General features: G+C 67.9%; 13 protein-coding genes. 2 read left to right on the forward strand and 11 right to left on the reverse strand.

The genetic code is table 11. The features are described from left to right. Nucleotides 1–80: 80 nt before the first annotated feature. The 3 genes from AAHK21_RS12205 to AAHK21_RS12215 form a co-directional block, all read right to left on the reverse strand. Nucleotides 81–1,064: a FecR domain-containing protein gene (locus AAHK21_RS12205; protein ID WP_367857362.1), complete on the reverse strand. Its 984-nt coding sequence runs from the start codon at nt 1,062–1,064 to the stop codon at nt 81–83. Further along, entirely contained in the window at nt 1,061–1,594 is a 534-nt protein-coding gene (locus tag AAHK21_RS12210) for an RNA polymerase sigma factor (protein ID WP_367857363.1), read from the reverse strand. The genes AAHK21_RS12205 and AAHK21_RS12210 overlap by 4 nt, the downstream gene beginning before the upstream one ends. Before the next feature lie 99 nt (nt 1,595–1,693). Further along, nucleotides 1,694–2,209 carry a dihydrofolate reductase gene (locus AAHK21_RS12215; RefSeq protein WP_367857364.1) on the reverse strand — a complete coding sequence of 172 codons (516 nt, stop codon included), beginning with the start codon at nt 2,207–2,209 and terminating at the stop codon, nt 1,694–1,696. Nucleotides 2,210–2,263: 54 nt separating this feature from the next. Between AAHK21_RS12215 and AAHK21_RS12220 the strand changes: the two genes are divergently transcribed. Both AAHK21_RS12220 and AAHK21_RS12225 read left to right on the forward strand, forming a co-directional pair. Continuing rightward, entirely contained in the window at nt 2,264–3,655 is a 1,392-nt protein-coding gene (locus AAHK21_RS12220) for a DUF2868 domain-containing protein (RefSeq protein ID WP_367857365.1), read from the forward strand. Then, a complete protein-coding gene (locus AAHK21_RS12225; protein ID WP_367857366.1) occupies nt 3,648–5,012 on the forward strand; it encodes a GTPase/DUF3482 domain-containing protein in 1,365 nt (454 codons plus the stop codon). The genes AAHK21_RS12220 and AAHK21_RS12225 overlap by 8 nt, the downstream gene beginning before the upstream one ends. A 60-nt stretch (nt 5,013–5,072) precedes the next feature. On the opposite strand, the gene AAHK21_RS12230 is transcribed toward AAHK21_RS12225, so the two are convergent. The 8 genes from AAHK21_RS12230 to AAHK21_RS12265 all read right to left on the reverse strand — a co-directional run bounded on the left by AAHK21_RS12230 (nt 5,073) and on the right by AAHK21_RS12265 (nt 14,877). Then, a complete protein-coding gene (locus AAHK21_RS12230) occupies nt 5,073–5,489 on the reverse strand; it encodes a hypothetical protein (RefSeq protein WP_367857367.1) in 417 nt (138 codons plus the stop codon). Next, complete coding sequence (locus AAHK21_RS12235; RefSeq protein ID WP_046857471.1) at nt 5,489–6,391, reverse strand: NAD synthetase; 903 nt, start codon at nt 6,389–6,391, stop codon at nt 5,489–5,491. The genes AAHK21_RS12230 and AAHK21_RS12235 overlap by 1 nt, the downstream gene beginning before the upstream one ends. Before the next feature lie 95 nt (nt 6,392–6,486). Continuing rightward, a complete protein-coding gene (gene tagQ / locus AAHK21_RS12240) occupies nt 6,487–7,413 on the reverse strand; it encodes a type VI secretion system-associated lipoprotein TagQ (protein WP_367857368.1) in 927 nt (308 codons plus the stop codon). 78 nt (nt 7,414–7,491) lie between these two features. Continuing rightward, on the reverse strand, nt 7,492–9,258 hold the full coding sequence (locus AAHK21_RS12245; RefSeq protein WP_367857369.1) for a formylglycine-generating enzyme family protein: 1,767 nt from the start codon (nt 9,256–9,258) through the stop codon (nt 7,492–7,494). Then, the gene (locus AAHK21_RS12250) at nt 9,251–10,453 is read right to left on the reverse strand and encodes an FtsX-like permease family protein (protein ID WP_367857370.1); all 1,203 of its coding nucleotides are present in this window, start codon (nt 10,451–10,453) and stop codon (nt 9,251–9,253) included. The genes AAHK21_RS12245 and AAHK21_RS12250 overlap by 8 nt, the downstream gene beginning before the upstream one ends. Continuing rightward, the gene (locus tag AAHK21_RS12255) at nt 10,453–11,157 is read right to left on the reverse strand and encodes an ABC transporter ATP-binding protein (RefSeq protein WP_367857371.1); all 705 of its coding nucleotides are present in this window, start codon (nt 11,155–11,157) and stop codon (nt 10,453–10,455) included. Before AAHK21_RS12255 ends, AAHK21_RS12250 begins: the two co-directional genes overlap by 1 nt. Then, nucleotides 11,157–14,159 carry a serine/threonine-protein kinase gene (locus AAHK21_RS12260; protein ID WP_367857372.1) on the reverse strand — a complete coding sequence of 1,001 codons (3,003 nt, stop codon included), beginning with the start codon at nt 14,157–14,159 and terminating at the stop codon, nt 11,157–11,159. The genes AAHK21_RS12255 and AAHK21_RS12260 overlap by 1 nt, the downstream gene beginning before the upstream one ends. Nucleotides 14,160–14,166: 7 nt before the next feature. Then, a complete protein-coding gene (locus AAHK21_RS12265; protein WP_269147906.1) occupies nt 14,167–14,877 on the reverse strand; it encodes a PP2C family serine/threonine-protein phosphatase in 711 nt (236 codons plus the stop codon). Nucleotides 14,878–14,882: the final 5 nt, after the last annotated feature.

Consider the following 14,882-nt stretch of genomic DNA (forward strand, 5'->3'; position numbering starts at 1 on the left):
CACTGTCTGAGAGTGCTTATTATTTGCGCCTACGAGATCAAGGACGTCGGTGCGACGGGAATCCCCGAAAATATTTTCAATCAGCCTTCGCGCAGGATGCGCAGGTACGGTGTGTACTGGTCGGCACGCACGCCCAGGGTATGGGTCAAGGCCTTGAGCACGGCCTCCGGCTTGTCGATGTCGAATACGCCGGAGACCTTGCGCTGGCGCAGGCCGTCGCCCAGCACCAGGGTCTGCCCGGGCCAGTAGCGATTGAGTTCAGTCACCACCTCACCCAGCGGCTGCTGGCTGAATACCAGTTGCCGCTCGCGCCAGGCGAAGGCGCGGGCGGGCTCGAAGCCATGCACGGCACCCGGCCCGCCTGCCGCGTACTCCACGGCTTGCCCGGGTTCGAGGAACAACCCCTGGCCGGCGCCGGCGCGAACTTCGACCTTGCCCTGGGCCAGTTGCACACGGGTCTGTCCGCCCGTCTCGGCCACGCTGAAACGTGTACCGACTACCCGCACCCAGCCCTCACCGGCACGCACCACGAAAGGCCGAGCCACATCGCGGGTTACCTCGAACCAGGCCTCGCCACGCAACAGCCGGACACGCCGCTCGGTGGTCCCCAGTTCGACCTGCACGGCGCTGTCGGTGTTGAGCTGAATGCGCGAGCCATCCTCCAACTGCAGGCTACGCGTCTCACCCGTGGCGGTGGCGTAATCGGCGCGCCAGCGGTCGAGCCAGGGCGTCTGGACGAGCAGCACACCCAACAGCACCGCCGCCGCGGCAGCACTTGCCACCTTGGGCCAGATCCGGCGTCGGGGGGAGTGCCAAGCCGCCTGCTGGTCTTCCCGCAGGCGCCTGGCCGGGCCCTGCAAAGCCCCCAACAGGTCGAGCACTTCCTCCCAGGCCCTGGCATGCGCCGGCCCCTGCGCGCGCCATACGGCGAACGCCTGGCGTTCGTCCAGGGTGACGTCCTCGGCATGCAGACGGTAATACCAGGCTGTGGCTTCGGCGAACAGGCGCTCGCTGTCGGGCAGGTCGCTCATGGGATCGGTCGCACTCTCGGGATGACGGCTCATGGACGTTGCCCTCTCGCGTCACCGGCCAGCCGCGCCTGGATGAAGGCGCGGCAGTCGAGCAAAGCCCGACGCAGCTGGTACTCGACACTGCGGGGCGTGACATTCATGCGCTCGCCGATCTCGCGGTAGGTGCAGCCGTCGACATGATAGAGCAGGAAGATGTGCCGGGTCGCCTCAGGCAGGGCCTGGATCGCCGTCTGCATCAGCGCCTGCTCCTGCTGCGCGGCCAACTGGTCCTCGGCGCCGGGGGCATCGCTGGCCAGTTCGTCACTGGGCTCGCCGCCATCCAGGCGCTCGCGGCGAATGGCCTGGCGCTGGTGATCGCGCACCAGGTTGCTGGCAATCGTGAAGAGGAAGGCTGGCAGGTTGTCGATCTGTTTGTCGGCAGGCAGCCGCGCCAGGCGCAGGAAGGACTCCTGGGTCAGGTCGGCGGCCACTTGGCTATTGCCGGTGCGCCGTGCGACGAACGCCTCCAGGGCCTTCTTGTGCTCGGTGAACAACCGGGCGATCTGCTTGTTCCACGAAGACACGGCACATCCTGGCTCTGGGTCTCAAGAGGAGCGAACGCTAGCAGAAGATGATATTTGTTCGCAATTGCAGTTATCGCGTATCAGCGGCCCCGAACACACTCAGGCCTTGTCCCAGACTTCGAAGTGATAGACCGGTTTGTCCGCTTCGGACTGCGCCTCGCTCGAGGTCAACTGCCACTGCCCGTGGTCGAACTCCGGGAACCAGGCATCGCCCTGCGGCGACAATTCCACCCGGGTCAGGTACATCCGGCTCACCAGCCCTTTTTCCAGCGCCTGCCCATACAGCTGCGCACCGCCGATCAGCATCAATTCCCCGACGCCCTGCTCGCGCGCCCACTGCTCGGCGCGCACCAGCGCCGCCTCTAGCGAGGCGAACACCTCGGCGCCGGCCAGTTGCAGCCCAGGTTGCCGGCTGACGACGATATTCAGCCGTCCCGGCAATGGCCGGCCCAGCGAATCCCAGGTCTTGCGCCCCATGATGATCGGCTTGCCCAGGGTGGTGGCCTTGAAGTACTTGAAGTCCCCCGGCAGGTGCCAGGGCATGGAGTTGTCGATGCCGATCACACGGTTCTCGGCGAGCGCCGCGATCAGGCTGAGGGGGAGTGATGTATTCATGCCGGCGAGGATAGCACCGGGCACGTGGGTTATGCTTGCGGCCAGACCTGTGCAATGGAAGAGCTTGTGACTGCACCCACTCCACTCGACAAGCGCTGGCTCACCGAAGCGGTACGCCTGCGCGAGGAACACGCCGGCCCTCTGGAAGACCAGGAAGCCAACCGCCGCGCCCGCCAGCAGGGCGGCGACCTGGCCACGCGCATCGAGGCCCGCGCCCTGTGGCTGGCCGAGCGCGACGGCATGGACACGGCGCTGCGCCACTGGAAACAGGGCGCACGGCTGGCCCTGCTGAGCTTGATGGTCCTGGCTCTGTTCAGTGGCGCCGGCCTGGGGCTGGCGGCCCTGGGCGACGGCCAGCGGCCGGTGAACGTGTTCTGGGCCCTGGGCAGCCTGCTCGGGCTGAATCTCATGCTGCTGCTTGGCTGGGCCGTGGGTTTCTTCTTCGCCAGTGAGCAAGGCGCGGCGCTGGGCCGCCTGTGGCTGTGGCTAAGCGAGCGTTTTGCCCGTGACGCCAAGGCCGCACAACTGGCCCCCGCGTTGCTGGTGCTGCTGCAGCGCCAGCGCCTGAACCGCTGGCTGCTCGGCCTGTTGGTGCATGGCCTGTGGTCACTGGCGATGCTCGCGGCGCTGGGCATGCTCCTGGCCCTGTTGGCGACGCGACGCTACGGCTTCGTCTGGGAAACCACGCTGCTTGCCGCCGAACCTTTCATCACGCTGACCCAGGCCCTTGGCGCCCTGCCCTCACTGATCGGCTTCGCCGTGCCCGACGAAGCGATGATTCGCGCCAGCGGCGACACCCTGCCGGCACTCGATCTGGCGCGCCAGGCCTGGGCCAGCTGGCTGCTCGGCGTGGTGCTGGTCTATGGCCTGCTGCCCCGCCTGCTGCTGGCCGCGCTGTGCCTGTGGCGCTGGCGCCAGGGCCGCGAGCGCCTGGCGCTGGATCTCAACCTGCCCGGCTACGCGCAGTTGCGCGAAGCCCTGATGCCACGCAGCGAACGCCTCGGCGTGCAGGACCCAGCCCCCGACACCCTGCCCCGCTTCGAGGCCGGCCAGCTGGAGCGCGACAGCGGCGGTGCCCTGCTGGTCGGCCTGGAGCTGGACGACCAGCGCCCCTGGCCACCCGCACTGCCCCGTTCGGTCACCCATGCGGGCGTGCTCGACAGCCGCGAGTCGCGCAACAAGCTGCTTGAGCAACTCAGCCGTTTCCCCCCGGCGCGTCTGGCCGTCGCTTGCGACCCACGCCGCTCGCCCGACCGTGGCAGCCTGGCCTTGCTCGCTGAGCTGGCGCGCAACGCCGGCGCCACGCGTATCTGGCTGCTGCAGGCGCAACCCGGCCAGGCCCTGGACGCGGCACGCCTGGGCGACTGGCACGAGGCTCTCGACCGCCTGGGCCTGCCCCATGCCGACACCTCGCCCCTGACCTGGCTGGAGCATGGCCATGACTGAGCCGCTGAAACTGGCCGTGGTCGGCCACACCAACGTCGGCAAGACCTCGCTGCTGCGCACCCTCACCCGCGACGTCGGCTTCGGCGAGGTCTCGCACCGCCCCAGCACCACCCGCCATGTCGAAGGCGCCCGCCTGTCGGTGGACGGCGAGCCGTTGCTGGAGCTGTACGACACCCCTGGCCTGGAGGACGCCATCGCCCTGCTCGACTACCTGGAGCGCCTCGAACGCCCGGGCGAGCGCCTGGACGGTCCCGCTCGCCTTGAACGTTTCCTCCAGGGCAGCGAGGCGCGCCAGCGCTTCGAGCAGGAAGCCAAGGTGCTACGCCAGCTGCTGGCAAGCCATGCCGGCCTGTATGTGATCGACGCCCGTGAACCGGTGCTGGCCAAGTACCGCGACGAGCTGGAGGTGCTGGCCAGCTGCGGCAAGCCGCTGTTGCCGGTACTCAACTTCGTTGCCAGCAGCCAGCACCGCGAGCCCGAATGGCGCGAGGCCCTGGCGCGCCTGGGCCTGCATGCGCTGGTGCGTTTCGACAGCGTGGCCCCGCCCGAGGATGGCGAGCGCCGCCTCTACGAAAGCCTGGCCCTGCTGCTGGAAGAGGCCCGTCCTGCCCTGCAACGGCTGATCGATGACCAGCAGGCTCAGCGTGAAGCCCGCCGCCACAGCGGCAAGCGTTTGGTCGCCGAATTGCTGCTCGACTGCGCCGCCTGCCGACGCAGCGTAGAGGCCGAGCCCGCCGCCGAGGCGCAGGCCATCGAAACCCTGCGCCAGGCGGTGCGCCAGCGCGAACAACGCTGTGTCGAGGCGCTGCTCAAGCTGTATGCGTTCCGCCGCGAGGACGCCAATGCCGGCGACTTGCCGCTGCTCGATGGGCGCTGGGGCGACGACCTGTTCAATCCGGAGACCCTGAAGCTGCTCGGTGTGCGCCTGGGCAGCGGCGTGGCGGCGGGCGCGGCGGCAGGTGCCGGCGTCGACCTGCTGGTTGGCGGCCTGACCCTGGGCGCCGCCGCGCTCGCCGGGGCCATTGCCGGCGGCGCGCTGCAGACTGCGCGCAACTATGGCTCGCGCCTGATGGGCAAGCTCAAGGGCCAGCGCGAGCTGACGGTGGATGACGCCGTGCTGCGCCTGCTGGCGCTGCGTCAGCAACAGTTGATACTGGCCCTGGAAGCACGCGGGCACGCGGCGCAGGACAGCATCCGCCTGGCGGCGCCGGAGGACAAAGGCTGGCGCGAAGGCAAGCTGCCCGAGGCCTTGCGCAAGGCGCGGGCGCATCCGCAGTGGTCGACGCTCAATCCCGGGGCACGGGTCAGCCAGGCCGAGCGGCAGGAGCAACTGGAAGCCCTGGTGGCGGAACTGTAGCTCCGTGCGCGGCGATGAATACTCCCAAGTAACGCTTCAGAGGGCTTGAGCGTCATTACGCTAACGCCGCACCTTGCGCAGCTCCACCAACCGCCGGCGCATTTCCCGATGCCGCTGGCTGTTGAATACCAGCAGCGCGAGCAATGGCAGCGCCAGCAAAATTGCCAGCAACACAGCATTCACTCCACTACCGAGCAGGCTCAACGCCATCAGCAAGGCCACAGTCGGTACAGAGAGCACAACCCATACTGCCCATGTGAAGCCCCGGACCATCGCGAAATGCCCGGAACACAGCAGCAAGACCAGCACTGCGCTGGACATCATGGTGAACAGGGGGTTATCCGGGTGATTGCGCCAGTGACTGTCGATCCACAGAGTGGCTGACAACGCCGCCGACAGGAGGCAAATGAAGAACCCCAGCAAGAACGTCGGGAAGTAACGGCGCATGAAAGTCTGGAATTGCGCAGGCTTCATCATCACTCGATCTCTTCATATAGCCCTACGGCGATGCTCTGCACCGTGGCACTCCCGGCCAAACCGAAGGTGGCGCCGAGCGAGTCGCGCATCAGGGTCTGCGTGGCGTGGCTGATCTCGGTCGGGGTGTAGCGCTTGGTCATGGTCCCTGCCGCCTGCTGCAACTTGATCTGCCTGGCCGTCAGGCTCGGGTGCTTGATCGACAGCAGCTCGTCGGTCAGCGCCTTGCGCTGCTGGCGGCTGAGGCTCTTGGACAACTCCAGCCAGCTGCGACCCGTGGCGGCCTTGTGTACTTGCAGGTACTTCAAGGTGCTCAGGCCCGACGCGCCGACACCCAGCAACGAGACGCCATCGAGCACCATCGAGGCGGCCTGGTACCACTGGTTCTCATCGAGGGCATCGTTGGCCGCTGGGTTGGTCACTTCACGCACCGTGCGCATTACCCCGATGCCGCACTGGATGCTGCTGGCGGTGGCGGCGGCGCCACCGACATAGGTCAGTACCAGGCTGGTACCGCCTGAAAAGGGCGCGGCAATGGTGCCACTGAACACCACGAACCAGCCGATCACAGCGCCCGCGCAGGAAAGGGTCGTGTTGACCGCCTCCTTGACCACCCGCGACTCGCGCGGATTGTGCTGCAACTGCTGGGTGTACTGGTCAGGTGTCTGGTACTTCTTGATCTCGCGCAGGATCACGCGCTTGGGACGGATGCTGCAGATCGGCTGAAACTCACGCAGGGTGACAATGTTGTATTCGGCGTCGATGTACACCACACCGGCACCGACGATACGCGGGTCGGCGTCGATGGCGGCGAACATCTGCGGCAGGTTGATCCGCGCCTGGATACGCTGACGGGCAAGAAACTGGGAGTTGTTGGCCAGGGAATTGACCAGAAGATCTGTCACGAATAGGTTTCCTTGCACAAAGCCTGGCCAAGTCGCATGACCTGCAGGCGAGGGCTTGCCCCGCGCCTACAGGTCATGCGAGCAGCCTCAACGGATCACACGTTCGGGCACGGCACCGGCGCCCAGTCACCCATGTCCGGGTTGCGGCACATGGCGTTGACCTGGTCGGTACCCGCCTTGGCCACCTGCTGGGCTTCGGCTTTCTTGCCGTTGGCGTTCTGCAGGGTCTTCTCGGTGGCCACCGCTTCCTGTGGCACCTTGGTGTTGGTCTTGGCCGGCTGGACCTTCTTCACATCCTTCTTCTTGCCGGTGGTCGCCACCTTCGGCGGCTCGGCCACGGCGACCACTTCGGTGCGCTGCACGCCCACCTGCTTGAGGTCCTGCTCGTAGGCCTGGGTGTAGTTGTTGAGGTTCTCACCCAGACGCCCGTTCACGGTGGTCAGCAGGTTGTTCGACTCCTGCAGGCCGGCGACGATCTCGGCCAGGCGCTTGCGGCCCTCGGTATCGTTGATGCGGCCAGCCTTGCGGTTCTGGATCAAGCTGGCGAACTCGCGCTGGTAGCAGCTCTGCGACGACTTGGCATAGGCCGTGGTGCGGTCCATGTCGGCCGCGCTCTTGTCGATGTCGGTGGCGTACGAGGCGATGCGCTGCTTGTCGTCGCTGATCTGCTTCTGGCGCTCGGTGTAGTAACCGGCGGCGCCACCGACCAGGGCGCCACCGGCGGCACCGATGGCGGCATTGCGGCCTCGGTTTTCCTTGTCGACCAGGGCGCCAGTGAGGGCGCCGCCGACCGCGCCGAGCAGCGCGCCGGTGGCGACCGAGCGGGTCATGTCACCGTCGGTGGAGCGCAGGTGCTGCACCGGCTCGTAGCAGTTGGGGTAGTACTCGACCTTGGTCGTGGCGCCAACCTTGGACGCCGGCGAGCTGGCGCAACCGCTCAACAGCACGGTGCTGAAACCGGCTGCCAGCAGCAGTGCGGTACGGGCCTGGGATGCGGTGATCAGGGGTTTGCGGGTGAACATGGTCTGGTTTCTCTTCTTGGGTTTCTGGGTGACCGGGGGCTTCGTGCCACCCGGGAGTCCTTTCTGTCGAAGCTGTCCTTAGGGTCGCGGGGCGGCCGATGCCAGCAGCTCCTTGAGGATCGTCGCCGGATCGGCCCGCCGGTTCTGGCGGTACTCCCCGACGTGGCGGACGAACAGGGTGGCGCGGGTGACCAGGCTGTTGCCCAGCACCGGCTTGCGATTGAGCTCTTCCTTGACCCGCTGGAACTGCGCCTGGATCACCGCGTCGGTGTAGCGCGTGCCGCTGGCCAGGTTGTCGATGTAGATCGCCACGGCGCCGTCGAGGGCCGCGCGGCCATTGGCGATGGCGGCGCCGTACATGCGCGCGCTGGTCTGGTCGCCGGAGGCCTCGGCCTTGGCCTGGGTGTTCTGCAGGTTGGTCAGGCGAATGTTGTAGTTATTGACGGTCTCGGCCACCAGGGCGGCGGACTGGATCAGATTGCCGGCCGCTTCCTCGCGCTGGCGGGCGATCAGCGACACGTTGCGCTTGAGCTCTTCGTTGACCAGCCCCAGCTCGGCCTGCTGGCGCGGGTCGGTGGCGGCGGCGATGATGCTGTCCAGGCGCTTGGTCGGGTCCTGGGCGGCGTCGATGTCGTCGGTCAGGCCGGCCAGGCGACCTTCCTTCTGCCACTGCTCGAACAGCTCCTGGTAGCGCGAGCGCGGGGCCGACAAGGCGCCGATGGCCACGCGGAAGCCAGTGGTCTCGTTGCGCTGCTCGGTGCCGTCGACGCCGAACAGCGGGTACTCGCGGCGCATGCCGGTGAACAAGGTGCCCTCGCCTTCGAGGTAGTTGCCGCCCTTGACCACGAAGCCGCCGTAGGCGCCCTGCAGGCGCCCGGCGTTGACCAGCTGGAACGACTCCTGAACCATCTCGGCGGCGTTGCCGATCACATCGAACAAGCCCAGCGGGTTGGGCTGTCTGGTGCCGATCGGCATCAGCCGCGCCGCCTGCCCGGTACCACCGGCGACCTGGTTGAACACTGCGAAGTCGCCCAGCGGCCCTTCGCTGTCGGCGCCTTCGACCTTGCGCGGGAACAACCGCCCTTCCAGCTCCTGGCGGCTGACCGCCGAACCGCCACGGGCGGCGAACTCCCATTCCACCTCGGTGGGCAGGCGCACGAAGCCCACGCCACCATCCTCGGCCTTGCTGCCTCGGCCGCTGACCGGCAGCAGGTCGCGGTGGTGCTTCATCAGCCAGGCGCTGTAGACGGCGGCGAAGCGTTCGGCCTCGAAGCGCGACAGTTTTACCTTGGGCAGGCGCCCCGCCGCATCGTTGTTCGCCTCGCAGGCCGGTGCCGCGTCGCCGCCGGCCAGCGACGGCGCCTGGGCCATCACCTGGGCGTACTGGCGGGCGGTCACTTCGTACTTGCCGATGAAGTACATCATCGGCGTGAGCGGGCTGCCTTTCTCGACCTTCGGCAGGCTTGGCGCAACCGCCTTCTGCCACTGTGGCGCCAGGTCCTGCAGGCTGAACTGGCCATTGATGAAGTCGCGTCGGTAACCAGAGATGAACGACTGCTTGTAGCCGGCCTCGCCTTCGCTGAACGGGTAGCCGAGGTTGACCTCGCGGTCGTCGAGGCTGCCCTGGGCCAGCACATAGACACTGCGCAGCACCAGCTCACCGCCACAAGGCAGCGGCAGGCTGACATCGCCCGGCAACGGCTTGGGGTTGTCGAGCTTGCTTTCAGTCCCCGGCTGCGCCTGGGCAACTGGCTTGGCCTTGTCGTCGCCATCGGCCGGGGAACAGGCGCCCAGGCTCAAAGCGGTCAGGAGCAGGGCGGCAGCCCCGAGGCGGCGATCAGACATCACGTATTCCTTGGCAAGCCTCGATGCGCGCCACCCGCCAGCCGCCCAGGGCGGCGGCGGCGGTGCTGGCCAGCAGCACGGCACACAATGCAACGAGGTAGTGCATGGGCAGCAGGTGGCTGGCGAACTCGCCGGGCACCTGCATGAAAAGTCGGTTCAGGCCATGTTCGGCCAGCAGGTACAACAGCCCCGCCACGGCGGCGGCCAGCAGCCCGCTGTAGAGCGCCTGGAGCACCACGAACAACAGCAGCGCAGCAGTGCCGAAGCCCAGCAGACGCAGCACTGCCAGCTCGCGCTGCTTGCGCTCGACCGCCGCCACTGCGCCTGCGGCGATGGCCGCTACGGCGCCGGCCACGGCCAGGCTGGCGATGATCCAGAACACCAGGTCGAGATTGCGGCTGAGCGATTGCACCTGGGCGATCTGCGCGGCCTGTGTGGAAACCAGCAGCTTGCGTTCGGCGAAGAACTGGCGCAGTGGCTCGACATCGTTCAGTTCGCGGGCATACAGGCGGAAGGCCGGGTACACCCGCGCTGACGCGCTGCCTTGCTCCTCCCCCTGCCAGCCCAGCGCAGCCACGGCGCGGCCATCGCGGTAATCCTCGACGGCTTCGAGCAGTTGCAGCGAGGCAAACAGGCCATCACGCTCGAACGCTGCCAGGGGCAGCACGCTGCTGACCTGCAGACGCGTGCGTCGCCATTGCAGCTGCCCGGCCTGCTGCCGGCTGAAGCTGGCCTGCAGTTCGTCCCCGGCCCTGGCACCGAGTTTTTCCGCAGCGGTAAAGCTCAGCACCACCTGTTGCAGGCCATCCGGGGGAGCGACCTGTGCCAGCAAGGGGTCGCCCTCGGCAGTGGGCAGCATCTCCACTGTCAGGCCACGTCCATGGGCTGGCAGCAACAGCTCGGCGGTGGCAGCGATCTGCCGGGTGCGCGGGATGGCAAAGGCCACTCGCGGGTGCTGGGTCAGTTCCTCGATGAACTCGGCGCGAAAGCGCCCACCGCCCAGCGGAATGATCTCGCGCACACCCGGGTCGCGCTGCAGGCGCTCGGTCAGGCTGCCGACCAGGCCGAACTTCAGCCCGAACAGCACCAGCAGCGGCGCGATCACCGCCACCAGCGCCAGCACGGCGCACGCCGACAACCGCGCATCGTTGCGGTAGTCCTGCCAGGCCAGCCCGGCGATCAGCAGCGGGCGCATCAGGCGGCCCTCTCCAGGCTCGCCGTGACGCCGCCGTCGGCGTCACGCCGGCAGGCCATGCGCAGCACCGTCAGCCCGGCCTGGCGGGCCAGGGCTTCGTCATGGGTGGCGACCACGCAGGTCACCTGGCGCGCCTCGGCCTCGCGCAACAGCAATTGCATCACCCTATCGGCGTTCACCGGGTCCAGGGACGCCGTGGGTTCATCGGCCAGCAACAATGCCGGGCCATGGGCCAGGGCACGGGCACAGCTGACCCGCTGGCGCTGGCCGAGGGACAGGGTCGCAGGCTTCTTGCCCAGCTGGTCGTGCACATCCAGCGCTTCGGCCAGACGCTCGACGCTGCCGTCATCGCCGAGCCCCAGCAACTGGCGTGGCAGGCGGATATTGCCGCGCACATCGAGAAAACCCAGCAACCCACCAGCCTGCAGCACATAGCCCAGGTGACGGCTGCGCCAGCTGGCCAGGCGGTCGAGCTGCCGGGCACGCCACAGCCCGGCGACATCCTCGCCGCCCAGGGCGAAGCCCTGCGCCGCATCCGGCGCCAGCACCAGCGCCAGCAGGTCGAGCAAGGTGCTCTTGCCGCAGCCGCTGGGCCCGACCAGCGCCACCCGCTCGCCCGCCGCCAGGTGCAAGCGGTCGATCTCCAGGCTGTAACGCTGGGCACCCTGCCCGCGTGTCTTGCGCACCCCGTCCAGGCGGATCATCACGGCAACGTCGACAGCGGGACACGGTACAGGGCGTCGCCCGGCTCGGCCTTGCCGAAGCGCACCCAGTTGGCCATGTCGTTGTGGAAGGTTTCGTACAGGCGGATCTTCGAGTCCAGTTCGTCGATGAAGTCTTCCTGCTCGGCCACCGACAGCGACAGCCATAGGTCCTGGGTCATGCTCAGGGACTTGCTGCGGTACGGCAGGCCGTCGAGGTATTCGCCGAGCACGCCGCCCTGGGCCAGGTTGGCGCCCTTGCGCAACGCGCCGGGGTCGCGGCTCATGTAGGCACTGGCGCTGGCGATTTCGTTGAAGAAGTCGCCCGGCGAGCTGCGGGTCTTGCGCGCGGCATCGACGATCAGCTTGAGCGACTGCTGCAGGTCGTTGAGCTGCAGCTTGGTCAGCATCACGCACACCTGCAGGGTCGGCAGCGTCGGGTTGGTCAGGTCGCGGTCGGCGGTCCAGGCGCTGACCAGTTGCGGCGCCTGGCTGGCGCCGTGGCGACCCAGGAAGTCCATGTGCATGGCGTAGCCGATGGCCTGCGACTTGGCCGCCAGGCTCGAGGCCGAGGTCAGCAGCGGTACGGGTTGCGGTTGCTGGTTGCGCACCTGGTGCACCAGCTCGGCGAAGGTCGAGCCGATCTCGCGCACGCGGTCGCCGAAAGCACCGACTTCACCGCCCGGCACGCTGACGTAGAGGTCGCCGATCTGCGGGTTGCTGTCGGCGGTAAGCACGCGGTACTGGGTCTCGGCCGCGCCGTGGTTCTTGACCCCGGCGGGGGTGCGCAGGTGCAGGGCGTAGATCTTGATCTGCTTGCTCAGCGCGGCCTGACGCACTTCGGCTTCGTTCATCTGGGTGCTGCTGAACGGGTCGTTCTTGCGCAGTGCGCCGGCATCGCTGACCAGCAGGATCAGGCGCCCGCCGTAGCCGGACCAGTCCATGCCCTCGACCGCCTGCATCACGCCGGCGAAGGCGTCCTCGTTGAACGAGTGGCTGGAAACACTGGTGGCCTTGACCTGCGAGGCGGCCTTGAGGAAACGCGCCGGATCGCGGCCCTGCTCCAGGCTGACCAGGGTCTTGCTCAGGTATTCCAGGCCCGGGGTGCGCTTGACGCTATTGCGAAAGCCGACCAAGCCAAAGCTGACGCTGTCCAGCTCGCCACGGGCCGCCAGTTGCTGCTGCAGCTCGCTGACCACCTGGCGTACCCGATCGATGTACGGCTGCATGGACACCGAGGTGTCCACCACCAGGACGATGCCGGTACGGAAGCTGTTGTCGCCGACCGCCGCGACGCCGGCCGCCTTGGGCGCGCTGTCGCGGGCGCTGGCACCGGGGTCGATGGAGGCGATGTTGAGCAGTTGCACCGGCTGGCCGCCAGCGTCAAAGCTTTCGCGGTAGTCGAAGATCGGCATCAGGTAGAACTGGTTCTGCGGCACGGCGCTGGCCGCCGGTTCCAGGGCCATGACCTGGGGCACCTGGTCGGGGTTGTTCTGCGCCTTGAGCAGGCTGTCGCGAGCCAGCGGGGTGTCGTCGAGCAGATGCTGCACATCGTCCACCTGGCGCATGAACATCACCGGCGAGCGGCCCGAGCGTTCGGTGAACTTGAGCACCAGGCTCTGTTTCCAGTCGCTGGTCTGCGCCGCCGGCAGCCAACCCTCGCGCTGGCCGTCGCTGGCGGCGCCGACCTGGACCCAGGCCTGGCCGCCGACGTCCTTGCGCTGGTAGACATAGAGCACGGAGAAAGCCGGCAGTGTCTCGCCCGAGGCATCGCCGGGCTGGGCCACCAACTGGGCGTCGGGCTTGGTCAGCACACGCTGGAACAGGGTCTTCTTGCCGGGCATCAGCAGTGGACGACCGTCGTCCGAGGCGGCCACCGGCGTGACTTTGGGTTCGCTGGGGACCACGCTGTCGGCGGGCGCCTGCACCACCGGCGTTTCAGGCGCGGGCGCGTCATTGCCGCCGAGCAACCAGAAGAACGCGCCGCCCAGACCCAGCGCCGCCGCTATCGCCACCGCCAGCACGGCCTTGGCCGGCTTGTTCGAGGCGGGCTTCACAGCAGGCGCGGGCTTGGGTTCGGACCGCCGGGCAGGCTCGCTCACGGGAGCGGCAACGGCCTGCGGAATATCAATGGACACCGGCTGCGGGATGGCCGGTGGCGGGATCGGCAGCGGGCGAACCAATGTGCTGTCGTTGTCCTCGGCCGGCGCCTGGACCGTCAAGCGGTCCAGTGCGGCCAGCAACGCCGCCGCGTCGGCGAAGCGCTCGTTGGGATCCTTGGCCAGCAGACCGCGCAGGATGTCCTGGTAGCGGCCATGTTCGATGGGCAGCTCCGGCAGCGGCTCGGTCAGGTGCGCCAGCGCCGTGGACAACGCATCGGTACCGTTGTACGGCAGCTTGCCGACGAGGATTTCGTACAGCACCACACCCAGTGCATACAGGTCGGCGCGCCCGTCGATGTCCATGCCGCGCGCCTGCTCCGGGCTCATGTAGCTCGGCGTGCCGACGGCGAAGCCGGCCTGGGTGAACTGGGTGCGGTCATCCAGCGACTTGGCGATGCCGAAGTCCGACAGCACCGCAGTGCCGTCGGCGCGGAACAGGATGTTGGCGGGCTTGACGTCGCGGTGCACCAGGCCCTGGGCGTGGGCATAACCCAGCGCCTGGGCGATCTGGCGCACGTAGACGAGGCCCTGCTCGGGCGTCAGCCCTGCGGCGATCCGCTCCTTCAGCGTGCCGCTGGGCAGGTACTCCATGGCCATGTAGTACAGCTCGCCGACATTGCCGATGTCATGGATGGTGGCGATGTTCGGGTGCGCCAGCCGCGCCAGGGTGCGGCCCTCGCGCAGGAAGCGCTCGCAGAAGGTCGGGTCGGCGGCCAGGCTCGCCGCCATGATCTTCAGCGCCACCTTGCGCTCCAGGGAACGCTGGGTGGCGAGGTACACGCTGGCCATGGCGCCCTGGCCAAGCTCGCTGTCGATGTCGAATCCGGGAATCTGCATGTCCATGATGTCTTCAGCTGGCCTTAACGACGACGGCGGTGATGTTGTCGGGGGCGCCGCGGGTCAGCCCCAGGTGTACGAGGCTGCGCACCACCTCATAAGGATCGGCGTGGCCGAGCACCTCGGCGATCTCGTGGTCTTCGGCGGTCTTGTTCAGGCCGTCGCTGCACAGCAGGTAGGTGTCGCCGGGCTGCACCTGCAAGGCGACGGCCTGCAGCTCGAGGTGGTCCTCGACGCCGATGGCGCGGGTGACGATGTTGCCGCGAGGATGCACACGGGCTTCGGCTTCGTTGAGCAGGCCGCTGTCCTGCAGCTCCTGGACGTAGCTGTGGTCGTGGCTCAGGCGCTCGATACGGCCGTCGCGCAGGCGGTACAGGCGGCTGTCGCCGGCCCACAGGCCGATGGCCTGGTCGCCTCGGGCGGCCAGCACCACCACGGTACTGCCCATCATCGCCACGCCACGGCGCGCGGTTTCCTCGCGCACGATGCCGTTGACCCAGGCGAGGCCGTCGCGCACTTCGCCGGCAAAGTCGTCCAGGGAATCGAGCCTCGGCAGGCTGCGCAAGCTATCGACCGCCAGGCTGCTGACATAATCGCCCGCCGCATGGCCGCCCATGCCGTCGGCCACCGCCCACAGGCCTGCCCAGGTCAACTCCAGGCAGGCGTCCTCGTTGATCTTGCGCACCATGCCGACATGGCTGTAGCTGGCCGCTGTGTACTGCATGCCGG

This window comes from Pseudomonas sp. TE50-2 (assembly GCF_040813665.1).
Taxonomy (GTDB): Bacteria; Pseudomonadota; Gammaproteobacteria; order Pseudomonadales; family Pseudomonadaceae; genus Aquipseudomonas; species Aquipseudomonas soli.